Source organism: Paraperlucidibaca baekdonensis (assembly GCF_003387535.1).
In the GTDB taxonomy this organism is placed as follows: Bacteria; Pseudomonadota; Gammaproteobacteria; order Pseudomonadales; family Moraxellaceae; genus Perlucidibaca; species Perlucidibaca baekdonensis.
The window spans coordinates 74608-91609 of the sequence record NZ_QUNR01000001.1; the positions used below are offsets into that span (position 1 = coordinate 74608).

At 56.7% G+C, this 17002-nt stretch carries 17 protein-coding genes; 5 read left to right on the plus strand and 12 right to left on the minus strand.

Translation table 11 applies throughout. From position 1 onward, the window contains the following. Positions 1-5: 5 nt before the first annotated feature. Positions 6-824, minus strand: a complete 819-nt coding sequence (locus DFR26_RS00330) for an SDR family oxidoreductase (protein WP_116206965.1) — start codon at positions 822-824, stop codon at positions 6-8. Continuing rightward, on the minus strand, positions 824-1234 hold the full coding sequence (locus DFR26_RS00335) for a hypothetical protein (protein ID WP_116206966.1): 411 nt from the start codon (positions 1232-1234) through the stop codon (positions 824-826). The genes DFR26_RS00330 and DFR26_RS00335 overlap by 1 nt, the downstream gene beginning before the upstream one ends. A 267-nt stretch (positions 1235-1501) precedes the next feature. Between DFR26_RS00335 and DFR26_RS00340 the strand changes: the two genes are divergently transcribed. Both DFR26_RS00340 and DFR26_RS00345 read left to right on the plus strand, forming a co-directional pair. Next, positions 1502-2599, plus strand: a complete 1098-nt coding sequence (locus tag DFR26_RS00340) for a PAS domain-containing sensor histidine kinase (RefSeq protein ID WP_116206967.1) — start codon at positions 1502-1504, stop codon at positions 2597-2599. Positions 2600-2667: 68 nt separating this feature from the next. Next, a complete protein-coding gene (locus tag DFR26_RS00345; RefSeq protein WP_116206968.1) occupies positions 2668-3927 on the plus strand; it encodes a DEAD/DEAH box helicase in 1260 nt (419 codons plus the stop codon). A gap of 13 nt (positions 3928-3940) precedes the next feature. On the opposite strand, the gene DFR26_RS00350 is transcribed toward DFR26_RS00345, so the two are convergent. Beyond that, complete coding sequence (locus DFR26_RS00350) at positions 3941-4816, minus strand: crotonase/enoyl-CoA hydratase family protein (protein WP_116206969.1); 876 nt, start codon at positions 4814-4816, stop codon at positions 3941-3943. Between the two features lie 127 nt (positions 4817-4943). On the opposite strand from DFR26_RS00350, the gene DFR26_RS00355 reads away from it, so the two are divergent. Then, positions 4944-6524, plus strand: a complete 1581-nt coding sequence (locus DFR26_RS00355) for an inorganic phosphate transporter (protein WP_116207598.1) — start codon at positions 4944-4946, stop codon at positions 6522-6524. A 36-nt stretch (positions 6525-6560) separates the two neighbouring features. On the opposite strand, the gene DFR26_RS00360 is transcribed toward DFR26_RS00355, so the two are convergent. The 7 genes from DFR26_RS00360 to mscL all read right to left on the minus strand — a co-directional run bounded on the left by DFR26_RS00360 (position 6561) and on the right by mscL (position 13800). Beyond that, on the minus strand, positions 6561-7751 hold the full coding sequence (locus DFR26_RS00360; RefSeq protein WP_116206970.1) for a hypothetical protein: 1191 nt from the start codon (positions 7749-7751) through the stop codon (positions 6561-6563). 34 nt (positions 7752-7785) lie between these two features. Further along, a complete protein-coding gene (locus DFR26_RS00365; RefSeq protein ID WP_116206971.1) occupies positions 7786-8403 on the minus strand; it encodes a class I SAM-dependent methyltransferase in 618 nt (205 codons plus the stop codon). Between the two features lie 46 nt (positions 8404-8449). Next, on the minus strand, positions 8450-9616 hold the full coding sequence (locus DFR26_RS00370) for a lipase family alpha/beta hydrolase (protein ID WP_116206972.1): 1167 nt from the start codon (positions 9614-9616) through the stop codon (positions 8450-8452). Between the two features lie 3 nt (positions 9617-9619). Next, positions 9620-10738, minus strand: a complete 1119-nt coding sequence (locus tag DFR26_RS00375; protein ID WP_116206973.1) for a fatty acid desaturase family protein — start codon at positions 10736-10738, stop codon at positions 9620-9622. A gap of 25 nt (positions 10739-10763) precedes the next feature. Further along, positions 10764-11852, minus strand: a complete 1089-nt coding sequence (locus tag DFR26_RS00380) for a ferredoxin reductase (RefSeq protein ID WP_116206974.1) — start codon at positions 11850-11852, stop codon at positions 10764-10766. A 97-nt stretch (positions 11853-11949) separates the two neighbouring features. Next, positions 11950-13383, minus strand: coding sequence for a patatin-like phospholipase family protein (locus DFR26_RS00385; protein WP_116206975.1), 1434 nt, complete (start codon positions 13381-13383; stop codon positions 11950-11952). 3 nt (positions 13384-13386) lie between these two features. Continuing rightward, on the minus strand, positions 13387-13800 hold the full coding sequence (gene mscL, locus DFR26_RS00390) for a large-conductance mechanosensitive channel protein MscL (RefSeq protein ID WP_116206976.1): 414 nt from the start codon (positions 13798-13800) through the stop codon (positions 13387-13389). Positions 13801-13933: 133 nt separating this feature from the next. Here mscL and DFR26_RS00395 point away from each other — a divergent pair, with 133 nt between their 5' ends. Together DFR26_RS00395 and mtgA are read left to right on the plus strand one after the other, a co-directional pair. Beyond that, on the plus strand, positions 13934-14944 hold the full coding sequence (locus DFR26_RS00395) for a class 1 fructose-bisphosphatase (protein WP_116206977.1): 1011 nt from the start codon (positions 13934-13936) through the stop codon (positions 14942-14944). Between the two features lie 54 nt (positions 14945-14998). Then, the gene (gene mtgA / locus DFR26_RS00400) at positions 14999-15712 is read left to right on the plus strand and encodes a monofunctional biosynthetic peptidoglycan transglycosylase (RefSeq protein ID WP_116206978.1); all 714 of its coding nucleotides are present in this window, start codon (positions 14999-15001) and stop codon (positions 15710-15712) included. Here mtgA and DFR26_RS00405 read toward each other — a convergent pair. Both DFR26_RS00405 and DFR26_RS00410 read right to left on the minus strand, forming a co-directional pair. Continuing rightward, complete coding sequence (locus tag DFR26_RS00405) at positions 15672-16388, minus strand: TetR/AcrR family transcriptional regulator (RefSeq protein WP_116206979.1); 717 nt, start codon at positions 16386-16388, stop codon at positions 15672-15674. The two genes, mtgA and DFR26_RS00405, sit on opposite strands and share 41 nt — an antisense overlap. Before the next feature lie 2 nt (positions 16389-16390). Beyond that, a complete protein-coding gene (locus tag DFR26_RS00410) occupies positions 16391-16882 on the minus strand; it encodes a hypothetical protein (RefSeq protein ID WP_116206980.1) in 492 nt (163 codons plus the stop codon). Positions 16883-17002 lie beyond the last annotated feature (120 nt).

Consider the following 17002-nt stretch of genomic DNA (forward strand, 5'->3'; position numbering starts at 1 on the left):
GCCTCTTATTGTTTTAATTTAGACAGCGAAAAGAGTTTGCTGAGCAGGCCATCGCGTAGCGGCCTCGGCAGCCAGCGCGCGACCCACGGCAGCGCGCGGCTACCGGTGCCAATGCGCAGCAGCGACGGTGGTTTAGTCGCCAACATGGCGCTGGCCAATTGCTCGGCAAACACCCTAGCTGGCGTGGCGCGTTGCTGTGAGGCATTTGCGCGCTTGGCGATGGCCTCGGCGAGCGGCGCAAACAGCGAGTTGTCACTGATTTGCACGGTGTTGCTGGCGGTATCACCAAAGGCTGAGGCAATGGCGCCCGGCTGCACGGTCATCACACGAATACCCAATGGTGCGAGTTCCATACGCAGCGCATCGGAAAGCGCATGGACGGCTGCTTTGGTTGCGCAATACGCCCCGGCAAACGGCGTAGTCAAGACGCCGGAGACACTGCCAATATTAACAATTAAGCCACTTCGGCGGGCCGCTAGGCGCGGAATCACCGCCTGCGTGAGCGCCAGCAGGCCCAGCACATTGGTCTGAAATTGCTGCTGTAAATTTGCTGCACTAATATCGGCCAATGGCCCCATGAGTCCGTAGCCGGCGTTATTAACGAGCATACTCAAATGCACGCCACGAGCATCAAGCGTGTCCATCGCGGCAGCAATCGATGCGCTGTCATTGACGTCTAAGGCCAACGTCATTAAACCTTGTTGTGCCAGATCATCTATCGTGTTTAAGCGGCGTGCAGTAGCACAGACCGCAGCCCCGCGCGCATGCAACGCCAAGGCCAAGGCCTTGCCAATCCCGGATGAACAACCACTAATCAAAATCATTAGCGCGGCTCCACTATCAGCACGCTTAAAACGCGATGCAGACGATGTGACTCCAGCTCAAAGCGGCCGCTATGCTCCAACGTTAGCGTGAGTATTGATTCGCCGTTGGCAGGCACCATGAGCACTTGCTCATAGCCGTGTAAATGAATTTCATCGGCGTCATCACTGCTGACCGAGAAGGACACAGACTCCCCAGCGGGCAGCTCAATTTGCTCAGGACCGCTGATTTTTCCTGTCCGAATTTGCCAACTGAAGTCGGCGGCCTCCGCGCCACCTGGTGACACCTGAGTCATTGCTTTAACGGGCTCAGAGGCTGGAGAAGCACTGGACGACACGGCCTGAGGCGCTAGGAAATACCAGAGTGCCGCTAGGCTAATGCCCGCCAATAAGCCAAAAATGAGTGCTCGCATGGGACTATTATTCTTTTAATTAGGAACTTGGTGGTGGCATATCAGTTTATGCGCTTTGTGTCGGTTAAGCGCGCAAATAAAACAATTTTGTAACATAGCAAACTCGCACAGCAGCATAAACTACTTATTTGTAACTATGGCCAAAATTTTGACAGTTTATGGCAAGCGCCCCTGACTACATTCCATGCTAGTTTGGCGACAGTTAAACAACACACCGCCCGCAGGTACTATAAGAGAATGGATGCACTATGAAAGCGGTCACACGCCATGCCCATTGAGCGCATTGCTCGTAATAAAGAAAACCTTCTCGACCATGTCTTAAGCCATGTCGATGACTGCATCATTATTATCAATAAGCTCGGCACCATCTCCCGCGCTAACCCGGCGGGTCAGGCGATGTTTGGTTATGCGGAAGACGAGCTACTTGGCCACAATATCTCCATGCTCATGCCAGAGCCTTTTCGTAGCCGCCACGACAGCTATCTAAAACGCGAGTCTGGCGATAAACGTCCCGACTTATTTGGCCGGCCATTGGATCTCAAAGGTCAGCGCAAATCGGGCGAAGTCTTTGATATTACGTTAATGATTTCGTCGCTGCCTCATGGTCAGGTTGATATTGGCGCGGACTACGTTGGCATCATCCGCGATATCTCCGCGCTCAAGCGCAGCGAGCGCCTGCGCGAAGAGCTGCTCTCGGTCATTAGTCATGAGCTGCGCACACCCATTACTGCGATTTCTGGCTCGCTTGCTATGCTCGCCGACACGCGACTTAGTGACCTGCGCGAAGATAGCCGTGAGTTACTGGCGATGGCTCAACGCAACACCGCACGGCTCACCAAGCTCATTGATAATTTGCTCACCGTGAATAGCCTCGCTGACAGCAATATGGATGTGGTGCTGCTGAAAACGCCACTGCTGCCGGTGCTGCAACGCGCGCTGGCGAAAAAGCTCAAATCGGCGAGTGAGAAAGGCATTGATTTTGAGGTCAATGCTTTCGCGCCCAGCCTAAGTGTCTTGGTCGATGCGGAGCGCTTAGGCCAAGTGTTTAGTCATCTGATCGACAATGCGCTGAAATTTTCGCCCACTCAAACCACCGTGAAAATTGCTGTCAGCCTGTTTGAGAACAAGCAAATTATCTTAAACCTCACCGATGCGGGCGAAGGCGTACCGGATGAGGCCCTGGCCGATCTCTTCAAACCCTTCAACACTGGCCACGGCAGCGACAGTAAACATCTTGGCGGTAGCGGCTTAGGGCTAGCCATTTGCAAGGGCTTATTGGAGCAAATGAGCTGCAGCATTCGCTATGCGAAAGATGCCGAGCACGGCAGTCGATTTACCGTGACCATGCCCGTCGCGCCGGCTTAATTTAGCCACCAACCTCAGGTCGCCTGCCAGATGCGCTATGATGCGCGCCTATTTTTAGAGTGACTGCTATGTCTTTTGCCGATCTGGGCCTGATGCCTGAACTGCTGGCCGCCCTTGACGCCGTGGGCTATACCACGCCAACGCCAATTCAGCGCGATGCCATTCCGGTGGTGCTGGCCGGCCGTGACTTACTGGCTGCCGCGCAAACCGGCACCGGTAAAACCGCGGGCTTTACGCTGCCCATGCTGCAATTGCTCAGCTCGCGTCACGCCGCGCATCCAAGCACGCGCCATCGCCCGCGCGCCTTGATTCTCACGCCCACTCGCGAACTCGCCGCACAGGTTGAAGAAAATGTGAGCGCCTACGGCAAAAACCTCGCGCTAAATTCAATGGTGATGTTTGGTGGCGTCGGTATGCAGCCGCAGGTCACTAAACTGCGCGGCAAGATTGATATTCTCGTGGCCACGCCCGGCCGCCTGCTCGACCATGTCGGCCAGGGCACACTCGATCTCGGCGGCATTGAACTGTTCGTCTTGGATGAAGCCGACCGCATGCTCGACATGGGTTTTATCCGCGACATTCGCCGAGTGCTGGCGATACTGCCCAAGCAGCGCCAAAACTTATTGTTTTCAGCGACGTTTGCCGATGAAATTCGCGCACTCGCCAGCAGCCTGCTGAAAGACCCAGCCACAGTCGAAGTGACACCGCGCAACACCACGGTGGAGCGCATCGAGCAGACCATTTACCCGGTCGACCGCGAGGCCAAGCGTCAGCTTTTAGAGAAGCTCATTCGCGATGGCGAATGGTCGCAGGTGCTGGTGTTCACGCGCACCAAGCATGGCGCCAACCGCCTTGCCGAACAGCTCGATAAGCATGGCATTCCGGCCATGGCCATCCACGGCAATAAGAGTCAGTCGGCGCGCGAAAAAGCGCTGCGTGAATTTAAGGCCAACCGTCTGCGCGTGTTGGTGGCGACCGATATTGCTGCGCGCGGCATTGATATCGATGCGCTGCCGCACGTGGTGAACTATGAGCTGCCGCAAGTGCCTGAGGATTATGTCCATCGCATTGGTCGCACAGGCCGTGCGGGTGCGGGTGGTGAGGCGGTATCGCTAGTCTGTGTCGATGAATTGAAGCTGCTTGCTGATATTGAGCGCACCATCAAGCAAAAACTCAACCGCGTAGTGGTGCCGGGCTTTGAGCCCGACCCCAATGCCAAGCCCGAGCCGCTGCGTAAAGCGCCTCCGCCACGCGGGCCTCGCCGCGACAAACCTGCGCGTGCAGCCGATCAGGTACGTCGCGACCAACCCAGTCAGCGTCGCCGATAGCGGCTTGCGCTGCTTATTTCCACCACGGATAAAACGCCGGCATCTTGCTGGCGCGGCTGGTGTAGGCAGGTTCGCGTTTTTCTAAAAATGAGCGAACGCCCTCTTTGCCATCTTCCAGGCTGGTGTAGAACATCGCCAAGGAGTCCACGCGATGCGCCTCAATCGGGTGCGGCTGGGCGGCATTGCGATACATCATCTGACGTGCAAAGGCCACGGCCACCGGCGACTTGTGCTGACTGAATTTGCGCGCGAGCTCCAGGGCCGCGGGCAGCAGTTCATCGGGCGCATGCACTGAGCGCACCAGCTTGCCAGCAAGGGCTTGTTCGGCATTCAGAATATCGCCGGTATAAACCCACTCCAGCGCCTGCTGAATACCGACAATGCGCGGCAAAAACCAGCTTGAGCAGGCCTCAGGCACAACGCCAATTTTGCCAAAAACAAAGCCAATGCGCGCCTTCTCAGAAGCTAAGCGAATGTCCATCGCCAGCGTCATGGTCGCGCCAATGCCCACGGCCGCGCCATTGATGGCGCCAATCACCGGCTTCTTGCAGTCATAAATAGCCAGCGTCACGCGGCCGCCGGTATCGCGCACGCCATCGAAAATAGCGGGATCATCGAGGCCGGTGTGCATGTCGTCGAGGCTGGGTTGCAGCGACTCGTCGAGGCCAAAAACATTGCCCGGTACCGACAAATCCATGCCCGCACAAAAGGCTTTGCCCGCGCCGGTCACAACGATTGCGCGCACGTCATCGTCTTCGCTGGCGCGACCAAAGGCGTCGACGAGCTCATTGGCCATGGTCACCGTGAAGCTGTTGAGCGCATCGGGGCGGTTGAGCGTGAGCGTGAGGATATGCTCGCTGACCTCGTAGCTAAGGGTTGTGTATGACATGCGCAGCTCCGGCAACAATTTAGATGAATAGCGGTTGTACCTGAGCGGAACGCGTTAGACAACCGCGCAATCTTGGGTCGACTTCTGTCATAATTTTGCCCACTGAATGTCATATAAGGCTGAAACCATGGAACTCAAACATATCGAGGGCATGGAACGCGCGATGCATAAAGGCCGCGCAGAGCAAGTTCGCCTAGGGATAGGTCTGCTATTTATTTTGGGCGTGATGCTCTACGCCGCCAGCCAGAGTGTTGGCGAGGTCAGCATCATGCTGGTTATGGCCGCCATGGTCGGCGGTTACATGGCGATGAATATTGGCGCCAATGATGTTGCCAATAATGTTGGTCCCGCTGTCGGCTCGCGCGCCCTGACCTTAGGCAGCGCTTTAGTAATTGCCGCTGTTTTTGAAGCGGCCGGCGCCATTATTGCCGGCGGCGAGGTGGTGGGCACCATTCGCAACGGCATCATCGATCCGAACTTAATCCCCGACACCGACACCTTTGTTTGGATCATGATGGCGGCGCTGATTGCCGGCGCGTTGTGGTTAAACTTGGCCACGGCCATTGGCGCGCCAGTCTCAACTACGCACTCGATTGTTGGCGCCGTGCTCGGCGGTGGCATGGCCGCTGCCGGCCCTGACATTGTCGATTGGGGCACCATGGGCGGTATCGCCGCGAGCTGGCTGGTTTCACCTGTACTAGGTGGTGTGATCGCTGCCGGCTTTTTGTTTCTGATCAAACACAGCATCACCTATAAAACCGACATGATGACTGCCGCTCGGCGCGTTGTGCCTTGGCTGGTCGCCGCCATGGCCTTGGTGTTTAGTGTCTACCTCATGCAAAAGGGCCTGAAACAACTGATTAAAGTGTCACTAATGCATGCACTCGTTGTCGGCTTGGTGTCTGCCATCGTGGTGTTTGTGTTTGTACGCTGGCGCTTAAAGCAGCCTCACCATCAGTTGCTGGAAGGTAAACAAGGCGTCAATAGCCTGTTTACTGTGCCACTGATTTTTGCTGCCGCGCTGCTCAGTTTTGCCCACGGTTCCAACGACGTCGCCAACGCCATTGGCCCACTCGCCGCTATTGTTGATGTCTATACCGCGCATCCCGGCCAATTTGGCGCCTCAGCCGCTATTCCTCTGTGGGTGATGTGTATTGGTGCACTCGGCATTGCCATTGGTTTGGCCTTATTTGGCCCAAAAGTGATTCGCACCATTGGCACTGAAATCACCGAACTCGACCAAATGCGTGCCTATTGCATTGCCATGGCCGCCACCATCACGGTCATTATTGCTAGCCAACTCGGCTTGCCGGTGAGCTCCACGCACATCGCTGTCGGCGGTGTCTTTGGTGTGGGCTTTCTGCGCGAATACTTAAAGCACAACTACGACCGCATGGTGGTGGAAATTAAGGCGCACCACCCCGAGGATGACCAACAAGCCATCGACGCCTTTTTACTGCGCTTTAGTCATGCCGATATTGCGCAAAAAGGCATTATGTTGCGTGAGCTCAAGTCTTTATCGAAAGCCAACGAAGACCCCGCGCACTTCTCCAAAGGCGAGCGCAAGGACTTGAAAAAGGTCTATCGCAAAGAGCTCGTGAAGCGCTCGCAGATCTTGCGCATTGTCTCGGCTTGGGTGATCACCGTGCCGGCGACGGCCTTCATGGCGGCGATGATTTTCTTCATGTTGCGCGGCATGCTGGCCTAATCCCAACGGCCTGCGCTCATGGCTTAATGCATGAGCTCAGGCCAGCCCCAGCTCAACACACAGCTGACCAATCGCCATCACCGCGGCTTGTCGGGGAAATGGATGGTCTAAGTTCGGCGAGCCAATACGCAGATGCCGCGGAAATGGCGGGTAAGACACATCCCAATGATGACCATGTAAGACCGCCAAAGACGTTGCCATGGGCAACTCAAGGCTGGCTTGCGCTTGCGTGACCTGCATGTCGTTATTGGCGCAATGCTTGCTGAGTGCCAACCAATCCGCCATCTGAATGGTCGGCACTTCGAGCAGCTTGGTCGCCGCCGTTAGACAAAACAGCGGAATATCCAGCGCATCGATCTTAGCGCTCTGCGTCGCCAAAAAAGCTTCACGATCGGTCGTCGTCAAGCTCTTCACGCCGCCAATCATGTCGTACTCCTCAAGCCGGCGCAGACGGCCATCGCGCCTCATGCCCGGCATGAGTAGTCGGAGAAAGTCATGCAGGCGCTGACTCACCACATTGATCGGCAAGTCCTTAATGAGCTGATAAATTTTGTCGGCGGTGAACGAGCCGCCGTTGGCACCCGCCCACGTAAATACTGCCTTGATGCGCGGCTTTAATTCCGGATGCGCCGCCAATAGGCTGAGCATGTCCGGCCCACCCTTGCTGTAGCCAAACAAAATGATGTCGTGCTGCATCTCGCCGGTGCGCGCGGGAGTATCCGGCGTGGGCCAATAGCCATAGCCCTCGCTAATGGTGCGCTGCAAATCGGCGACATTGGCCTCACAAGAACGCACCGGATGAGCATCGGCGGAGACGATATGCCAGCCTTCGGCGACCAAGGCCGGAAAGGCATCGCCAAATCCATGCACAGGCAGCAAGCCATTGATAAACCCAGGGCAGAACATCAAGGTGGCACGCGGCGCACGCGTGGGCGCAGGCAGGCAGTCGGAATCGTAATCACTGGGGCTGGCGTCGAGCAAAAAGCGCTCAGCGACTTTTTGCCGAGCGGAGCGCTGGTCACGGCGCAAGCCGATCGGCGATTTCACACGCTTGAGCACCTGCGCATCATTCGCGGCCGCTTGCACAAATAACTGCCGCCAGCGCATAGCCAACCATGCCTTCACCTGCGGGTCGCAGACCACGCGCGCATCACTGGCGATGGCCGCCTGCAGGGCCGAGCGTTTGTCGCTGGCCGTTTGTGCTTGATGAAACTGAGTTAATGACATCACACGCTCCTTGTGATGATTTTCTAAACGCACATTAAGCCGCTACTGCCCGCCCTCGATAGACATACGTCATGGCCTTCGGGCCTTTCAAATAACACTTTTCCAGCTCCACAATCTGAAAGCCGCCCTCGGCAATAATCGCTGGAATATCACGATCTAAATGACAACCGCCAGCCATCGGCTTCCAAAACGGTTGAATGCGCCGCTGCCAGACCTGCACCGAGGCCTCCGGCGCCAAACCATGCTCGCAAAATAAGAGCTCGCCGCCCGGCTTCAGCACACGGCGCACCTCGCGCAAGGCCGCGACCGCATCGGGGATGGTACAAAGCGTGAAGGTCGTCACCGCGGTGTCGAAGCTGTCGGTTTCTGCAGCAATTTCCTGCACCTCCAGCGCTACAGTCTTGACCGGAATGGGACTTGCCGCGGCGCGCTCGCGGGCCTTGTGATGCATCTCAACCGCCGGGTCAACGCCAAAAATGCCGGTGACTTTTTCGGGGTCATAGAAGGGTAAATTTAAGCCCGTGCCAATGCCTAACTCGAGTACGCGACCGCGTGCGTGCGGGATCAGTTTGGCGCGTTGCCCCATCATGGCAGGCAAGCCGCAGGCGCAGTTAATTAGGTGCGGCAGAATGTGCTTGTCGTAAAAACCCATGGCATTGACTCAAAAAGACCTGCCAAGGGTTGTAACGCATTCGGCCTTAACGCGCCAGCCACCAATCGCTGAGTGCATCCCAGACACGCACATCGCTAAGAATGGCCATGTGGTCCATGTGGTCAAAACACAGGCGGGTAATATTGCCGGCGACCAGCGTTTTGCTCGGCTTTTTATGCTGGCCAAGACCGCTATAGAGCGGAACCAGACCATCACCTAGCCAGCTTTTTTCAGCGGCGGGATTGATGCTGCCGGCCACCACCAAATGTGCGATGCCATCGGGCAAAGGCGCGAGTGCGAGGCGATGGTCACGCGCGCCCATATCACTGTTTTGGCCATGCTCCGCTTGCGTTATCAGACCATAGCGCAGATCTTTAATGGCCGCGCTGCGGATATTGCCCAAGCGCATAAACGGTGCGGTATAGGGTGAATGACCGAGTAAGGTATTGGCGCGATTGCCCAAGCGCTCCATGGGCGCGCCCAAATGTGGCGTCGCTAAGTACACCGCTTTGCTCACGCGTGATAGCCACGTATGACCCTGCGATTGCGCATGGATAAAGGCACTGCGCATCAGCAGGCCGCCCATGCTGTGACCGATCAAAACAATCTCGCGCGCCGGATAGGCGGCATTGGCGGCCTCTAGCCAGTTCGCTAAATCTTCGCCATTTTGCCAAATCGCCCGGCCGCTGTTGTAGCGCAGATGGCCGATTTGCCAACCTTTCGACTGCATCAGCGCATCGCTATTGTGCTTGGTCGGCGTTTGCCATTCGCGCTCGCTCATGCACAGACCGTGCAGATACAGCGCCACCTTGGCATTGCCCTGATGGCCGGCGAGATCGCCCCAGGCCATGGCCTCGCCCGTGCTATTGCGCAGACTCATTGGCAGTGCCAAGGGGCTTTGCCAGCGCGCTAATTTGTCGCCACAAACGCCGTTCAGCGCACTAATAATCGGCAAGGCATAGGGCGGCTGATGCGTGAGATCGGCATGCACTGGCAGCAGACCAATGCCGCGCGCGAGCTGGCGGAATATCCCCGAAATAAGCTTGTAGGGAAATGGCGCCGCGGCACGTGCCTGGCGGCTATCGAGCGTTGACACTGGCAGCGGCACCCGCTTGATGGTGCCGTGCATTTCGGTGACCAGCTCAGTGATCTCCGCCGCCGAGTGCATGGCCAAATGTGCCACGCCCTTGCCGCCCCACAGTGCTAAGCGCATGACTTAGGCCGCCTTCGCCAAGCTGAGTTTTTCCTCAGCAGCAAGCACCGTTAAGGCTTTTTTCGGCGAACTTGGTAAGGCATGACGCAAGATGCGACCCGCCACGGTACCAAACTGCTTAAACAGCGAAGCACTGTTGTAGTTTTGGCCGTAGCGCTTAGCGATTTCGCGCATTTCCACGGAGATTTCGGCATAGCGGTGCGCCGGCACTTCAGGGAATAAATGGTGCTCAATCTGATGGCTCAAATTGCCACTCAAGATGTGAAACAGCTTGCCGCCGGTGAGATTGGCTGAGCCGCGCATTTGGCGCAGATACCATTGCCCACGGGTTTCGTTTTCCAAGGTCTCGATAGCAAAGACTTCGCTGTCTTCGGTGAAATGACCACAGAAAATGATTGTGAAGGTCCACAGATTACGCATGATGTTGGCAGCAAAGTTACCCGCCAGCACCGGCAAGAAAAACGGACCGGCCAAGAGTGGAAAGAACACATAGTCTTTGCCAGCCTGCTTGGCGGCCTTGCGGAAAGTCGACTTACCTTGCTTGAACCATTCTTTCCATGACTTCTCACCCGCGAAAACCTTTTCAGTTTCCAAGGTTTGCAGGGCCAGCAGGTTTTCAAAAAACACCGCCAAGCTCACGGCCATCACCGGGTTGGCGAGGAAGCGTGGCTCCCACTTTTGCTCGGGAAAAATACGCAGCACGCCGTAGCCAATGTCGTGGTCTTTGCCGAGCACATTGGTGTAGGTGTGATGCATATAGTTATGGCTATAGCGCCAGTTATCGGCGGTGCACCAGGTGTCCCACTCGAAGGTCTGACCACTAAAGCGCGGGTCTTGCATAAAGTCATATTGACCGTGCATGACGTTGTGGCCGAGCTCCATATTGTCGAGAATTTTCGAGATGCCCAGCAGTGCTGCACCGGCGACAAAGGCAGGCGGGAAAATGCCAGCCATCAGCAGGCCACGGCCCGCGATTTCGGTATAGCGCACGGCTTTTTCGATCTTGCGAATATAGGTGGCATCGCGCTCACCGACATCGGCTAAATGGCGTTGCTTGATAGCATCGACCTCGGCACCAAAGGCTTCGATCTCGGCGGCGCTTAATTGACGGCTCTTGCTCATGATAATTCTCCAGATGCTCGCGGCATTACAAATCTAAAGTCAGGTCACCAACGGCTGCGCTCACACAAATGCGCAGGCTGGCGGTGTCATCGACATCGAGTTCTTGGGTCAGCAGGTTGCGTGTGACGCCACCGGACTTGCCGCAGGCGCAGGTATTGCAAATACCCATGCGGCAACCAGAATTTGGCTTGATGCCCTGCGCCTCTAAGGCGTCGAGCAGCGGCATGCCTTGTGGCAAGTCCACGTGCTTATTGGATTTCTTCAAGAACACCCGCACGGTCTCGGTACTGCTCGGCACGAACACGGGCGGCGTGAAGGCTTCGGCATGAAACACTTGCGCTTGATCGGCAACCAAACCCTGCACAGCATTCATAAAGCCGGTGGGACCGCAGGCATAGACCGTGCGCTCGCTCATATCGGTGATATCGGCAAAATGTTCTGCGCAAGGCCGACCGACTAAGTCACCGGCTTCTAAACGCGTTTCATGCTCATAAATTTGCACTAAGCGTAGCTGTGGGTATTGGCGCGCTAAGCTGACCAGCTCATCGCCAAAAATCAGATCAGTACGGGTGCGCGCCCAAAACATAAACACGACATCGCTGGGCATCTGCTGCTGCGCGAGTTCGCGCAACAAACTCATCAATGGCGTGACACCACTACCGGCAGCAAGCATGACGATTTTTTCAGGCGCGCCAGCCGCGAAGGTCATCTCGCCAAAGGCTTGACCGAGCTCAATGCGATCGCCGATTTCAACACGGTCAACCAAGAAGTTACTGACACGGCCATTCGGCACTTTTTTGATGGTGATGGCGAGCAGGCCGGTGGCCGCTGGGGCTTCGCTAAAGCTATAGCTGCGCGTGTGGCGAATGCCATCAATCTCAACGCTCAGATTCACGTGCTGGCCTGCTTGGAAGCCGGCGAAGTTGCTATTGGGCTTGAGCACCAAGGTGACGGTGTCGGGGGTTTCCATCCAGCGTGCAACCACGCGGCAGACCGTGCGCTCGACACGGCTATCGAAACCGAGTTCGGCGGCCCAAAAATCGATAACGCTGGGCGTTACCACGGACTTCACAACACGGCTAACAAATGAGGGTAAGGCAAATTGCGACGACATGTTTGCGTCTCCAAGTGAACATCTACACACTCAGAGTACGCATGTAACTTATTTAAGTCAACACATGTTCACTCAAATTTTTAAAGTCGCCATAATATTAATTAAAATCAGGTACTTGCAATGGCCTCAGTGCCTCATGCAATTGCGGCAATAGGGACTCTGCTTGATCCCAACCCCACTGGAAGGCTTTATCGAAGACCGTTGGCGAGGGCAATAAGTTCACTGGCGAGGGCGTGGGCTGGAAGCGCACTAGCCAATCGTAATAGGGCCGCTGCGCCGGCAATTGCGCTTGAATGGCCTGCGTTACGGGGACTAGCCAGGCGTGACCCGCGCTCCACTGCGGATGAAAACAGTCAAGCGCGAGATAAAATGCATTGCGCGTGCCAATGCGGCCGGATTGCACACCTTTCCATGCCGCCCGCGCCGGCACATTGGCCACCGTGCCGCCATCCATAAAGGCACGAAGCTGATGCGTTTTGCGCAAGTCACTCAGGATGCTGAGACTTTTGACATCATCACGCCAGGGCGCATATTGCAAGACACCCGGAATAGCCGACGACAGGCCAATCGCATCCACCACACGCATCTCACGCGTGCGTTCATCGCGACCTAAGACAATGCCTTGCGCTACATGCGGACTGAAGTAGCTAATGAGTTGCAGCATGCGCTCAGCTACCACCATGGGCGCGCCTAGCATGTGACTACGACGCGCCGGAAGCGCCGGCAAATCGCGGTAAGCCGAGAGCTTTACGCCAGCGATTAGTGCATCATAGGGGATGGCCAAATCCTTGATACGCAGCGGCGAGCCATCGGGGTGGCAGAGCATTTGGTCCATGCCGCGTAAATGCAGCCGCACCGCACCGGGCAAACTCAACACGCCGGCGGTGGTTGGCCGCGAAAAAATTTGCCGTACGCGCAAGCCCTTGCCCCAGGCCATCAAGGCCTCAATATCGGGCTCGGCGTCACGCGCCATGAGGCCGCCAAGCAGCGCACCAATCGATGCGCCAACAATGTATGAGGGCAGCAAGCCTTCCGCTTTCAGCCGCGCCACCAGACCAATATAGACAAAGCCCGAGCCGCCGCCACCGCCCGGCGCCAGCACCAAGACTTTATGACACAGCTCGGCATCAAGCTCAGCAGCGTTGAAGTCGTGCGCATGCGTGGCGAGCAATTCGCGCCGAGCCTGTGCGGTGGCGGCGCGCACTTGCGGAACGTGTTGGCGCACTTGGCTTAAGCGCAGCAATATATTGCGCTGCTCGCGAAGCGGCGCATAAAGCGTATCGAGCAATAATTTACGCAAGGTTGCCACCGGCGACGTATTGAGGGTGACTTCCGCACGCGCCTGTCGATGCGCGAGCCGCGTGCCGGCCGCGCCGGGACTAAAAGCCCGCAAGCGCGCGAGCACTAGAGCATAACGCACCAGCTCATAATCCGCGCGGCGCAGCACATCGCTGTGCGTTAAGTAGCTACGAATCAGCGACGCCTCCATACGCTTAATTCGCAGCAGCGCGGTTTCCTCGCTCAAACTCATGGCTTATGCCTTGTGCTTGAGCAGGTCACGAATTTCCATCAACAGCTGCTCTTGCGGTGCTGGCGGAATGGGCGCGGCGGCCTTCTCAGGCGCAGGCTCAGGCTTGCGCTTCATGGCATTGATAGCCTTCACCCCCATCATGACCGAGAAGGCAATAATGATGAAATCGATCAGTGTCTGGATGAACTTGCCGTAGCTAATCACCACCGCAGGCTTGTCATCGATAGCGGCTTTTAAAATCACCGCCAGATCGGCGAAATCGACACCGCCGACCAATAGGCCGATGGGCGGCATGATGATATCCCCGACGAGCGAAGACACCACCTTGCCAAAGGCCGCACCAACAATGACACCCACGGCCAAATCGATGGCATTGCCCTTAATGGCAAACTGGCGAAACTCTTGAACCAAGCTCATAGCAGACTCCTACAGATCCTAAACAGGCGCTTATTAAACGGTGCAATACGCACAGCGTCTAGCCCGAATCGCAGATTTCATCAGCGCGCCACGCTGCTATACTTTCGTTTTACAGACATCAGCAGGCCGCCACATGAGCACAGCGCATCACATCACTTTCACCGACTGGCTGCACGACAGCCAACGCGCTCATGGCACGCTGCCGGCCAACCTCATTCAAACCTTGATGGTCACGGCCGAGGCCTGCCGGCGTATTGGTGCGGCGATTGGCCAGGGCGCGCTCGCCGGCGTGCTTGGTGCGGCCGGTAGCGAAAATGTACAGGGTGAAGATCAGAAAAAGCTCGATGTCATTGCCAATGATATTTTGCTGCAACTGCACAGCGATGGCAGCCACTTGGCCGGCATGGCTTCGGAAGAGATGGACGATCCATTTCCCGTGCCGCACCCCGGTAGCTCCGACGCCTACCTGCTGCTCTTTGACCCGCTCGATGGCTCATCGAATATCGACATTAACGCACCTGTCGGCACGATTTTCTCGGTGCTACCCGCTCCTGCCGGCTGTGACGCCCGCGATGCCTCGGTGTTTTTGCAACCCGGCAGTGCCCAAGTCGCCGCTGGCTACGCCATTTATGGGCCATCGACGCAGCTCATCATTACCTTGGGGCATGGCGTACATGCCTTCACGCTCGACCGCTACAGCGGCGAGCTCATCCTCACGCAAGAGCACCTAGCGCTGCCGGCACAGACTCAAGAATTCGCCATCAATATGTCTAATCAGCGCTTCTGGGAAGCCCCCGTGCAGACCTATGTGACGGATTTATTGGCCGGTAAAACGGGGCCGCGCGCGAAAGACTTCAATATGCGTTGGGTCGCCGCCATGGTCGCCGATGTGCATCGCCTGCTCAGTCGTGGTGGCGTATTTCTGTATCCGCTCGACAGCAAAATGGCCAGCAAAGGCGGCAAATTACGCCTGATGTATGAGGCCAACCCCATGGCGTGGCTTGTCGAGCAGGCTGGTGGTCAGGCCAGCACGGGCCATCAGCGCATCCTAGATATCATGCCCACCGGCCTACACCAGCGCGTGCCCGTGATGCTCGGTGCCCGTGACGAAATCACTGAACTCACGCGCCTGCACAGCGCCTAAACCGCCTGATGACCTTGAGCGTAATGCAGGCAGCTGAGCATCGGCACGAAGTCTATGGCTACTAAGCGCCGGTCATTATGGCGTCGTCTGCTTGGGCGACTCGTGCTGCTTGCCCTAGCGATGGCGCTAACGTGGCACGCCTGGGTTTATGCGCAACTCTGGTGGTGGCAAAGCCATGCGCCAACGTCGACTGCGTTCATGAGTGCGCGCCTCGATGCGCTGCAAGCCGACAACCCCAAGGCCACGCTCAAGCACACGTGGGTACCTTATGCGCGCATCTCGACCTCGCTCAAACGCGCGGTCATGGTCGCCGAAGACAGCGGCTTTATGCAGCATGAAGGCTTTGACTGGGATGGTATTGAGGCGGCGTGGCAGAAAAATCTGAAAAAAGGCCGCATCGTGGCCGGCGGCTCAACCATCTCGCAGCAGCTCTCGAAAAATCTGTTTTTATCCGGCTCACGCTCGCCATTGCGCAAGGGCGAAGAGGCCATCATCACGCTGATGCTGGAGCAACGCCTAGACAAGCGTCGCATCTTTGAGATTTACCTCAATGTCATCGAATGGGGCAATGGTGTGTTTGGCGCCGAAGCCGCCGCGCGGCATTATTTTGGTGTATCCGCCGCCAACTTAAGTCCGCAACAGGCGGCAAAATTGGCCGCGATGATCCCCAACCCGCGCTATTACGACACGCATCGCAACACACGCTATTTGAATCGCCGCACCGCGACTATTTCGAAGCGGATGAATCAGGTGCGTCCGCCAAAATAATTAAGTGCCGCAATAGCGCCACCAGCACCACGTGCAGATTCTCAGCGAGCGTGGCAATTGGCTCGCGAAACCCGCCAATCATCCAGCGCGACACTACGGTAATCACGGAGCCAAGCATCGCTACCGACAAAATATCGGGTTGCAATGGCGCCGGCAACGTCTCGGCATCGAGCAGCGGCGCAATCATCTGCTGCATGAGCTGCGCAAAATTCTCCACGCTGGCGCGGTATTTGGCATCCACGCGTTCGCTCACACCCAAGACCTCAACAAACAGTATCTGCGCCATGCGTGGATCATCACGCATGATGGTCAGAAATGCCTCCAACGTGGCATAGGCGATGGCTGACGGCTCACGCGGTGCATCCATTAAGGTCGCTAAAATTCGCTCGCGGATGCGCTGATTGGTGTAGTCATACACAACGCAGAGTAAATCTTCGCTATTGGAAAATGACTCGTAGAAATAGCGCTCAGTCAGCCCCGCTTCGGCGCAAATGCTGCGCACCGTGGAGCTGTGATAACCACGCGAGCCAAATACGCTCAAGCCCGCTTCAATAAAGCGTTGCCGGCGCTCCGCTTGGCGCGCCTCTTCGCTGACACCGCGATAGCGCCGCCCCGTTACCGCTGCGGCTTTTTTTGGCGCCGACTTTTTCACAGCGGCCTTGCTTGTATCCGTCATGATTAACGCGTCGCTTTCGTGCTGTAGCCATTGGCGGTAAGCGCGACTTCGTAGCAATCATCTACATGGCTCATGGCCAACTTGCGCATGATCCAATAGCCCAATGTTGCGGCAATAATTTGCCCACCCAGCGGGATAAATTTTGTCACCTGCTTGGCAACAATGCGCGTGCCCATGCCCTGCAAGCTGCGGCGAATCAGCTCACGCGACACCACCATACCGATCAGTTCGCTGCCACGCTCAGCGCGACGCTTCCAGACCTGAATGCGTGTCTCCTCGGGCATTTGCTCAATTTGCTCGGGCTCAAGGCCAAAGCGCTGATTGATGTCGGGGATCACTTTAATGAGCACGCCGACATCAAACACCACATCAAACAATGGCACCGGCACCACCGCAGCGCCTGCCGACACCCACGACACACGACGCACGAGGCGCTGGCAGTCTTTTTTTACTTGCGCCAGCTCAGCCTGGCTCAATGGCTTGATCACAGTCACAAACGCACCCCTCTGTTGTCGACAGCGCATGATAACTCAGACACACAAACCTGCCGAATGACACTCAGGGGCTTGCACTTAATATGTTATGGTATAACATAGCTAATCAACTGCCTTACC

Coding starts and splice junctions, on each gene's coding strand:
- DFR26_RS00395 (WP_116206977.1), top strand. CDS start 13,934: ATGAGCACAGCGCATCACATCACTTTCACCGACTGGCTGCACGACAGC.
- DFR26_RS00370 (WP_116206972.1), bottom strand. CDS start 9,616: ATGCGCTTAGCACTGTGGGGCGGCAAGGGCGTGGCACATTTGGCCATG.
- DFR26_RS00365 (WP_116206971.1), bottom strand. CDS start 8,403: ATGGGTTTTTACGACAAGCACATTCTGCCGCACCTAATTAACTGCGCC.
- DFR26_RS00355 (WP_116207598.1), top strand. CDS start 4,944: ATGGAACTCAAACATATCGAGGGCATGGAACGCGCGATGCATAAAGGC.
- DFR26_RS00345 (WP_116206968.1), top strand. CDS start 2,668: ATGTCTTTTGCCGATCTGGGCCTGATGCCTGAACTGCTGGCCGCCCTT.
- DFR26_RS00405 (WP_116206979.1), bottom strand. CDS start 16,388: ATGACGGATACAAGCAAGGCCGCTGTGAAAAAGTCGGCGCCAAAAAAA.
- DFR26_RS00335 (WP_116206966.1), bottom strand. CDS start 1,234: ATGCGAGCACTCATTTTTGGCTTATTGGCGGGCATTAGCCTAGCGGCA.
- DFR26_RS00380 (WP_116206974.1), bottom strand. CDS start 11,852: ATGTCGTCGCAATTTGCCTTACCCTCATTTGTTAGCCGTGTTGTGAAG.
- DFR26_RS00350 (WP_116206969.1), bottom strand. CDS start 4,816: ATGTCATACACAACCCTTAGCTACGAGGTCAGCGAGCATATCCTCACG.
- DFR26_RS00330 (WP_116206965.1), bottom strand. CDS start 824: ATGATTTTGATTAGTGGTTGTTCATCCGGGATTGGCAAGGCCTTGGCC.
- DFR26_RS00375 (WP_116206973.1), bottom strand. CDS start 10,738: ATGAGCAAGAGCCGTCAATTAAGCGCCGCCGAGATCGAAGCCTTTGGT.
- DFR26_RS00360 (WP_116206970.1), bottom strand. CDS start 7,751: ATGTCATTAACTCAGTTTCATCAAGCACAAACGGCCAGCGACAAACGC.
- mtgA (WP_116206978.1), top strand. CDS start 14,999: ATGGCTACTAAGCGCCGGTCATTATGGCGTCGTCTGCTTGGGCGACTC.
- DFR26_RS00340 (WP_116206967.1), top strand. CDS start 1,502: ATGCCCATTGAGCGCATTGCTCGTAATAAAGAAAACCTTCTCGACCAT.
- DFR26_RS00385 (WP_116206975.1), bottom strand. CDS start 13,383: ATGAGTTTGAGCGAGGAAACCGCGCTGCTGCGAATTAAGCGTATGGAG.
- mscL (WP_116206976.1), bottom strand. CDS start 13,800: ATGAGCTTGGTTCAAGAGTTTCGCCAGTTTGCCATTAAGGGCAATGCC.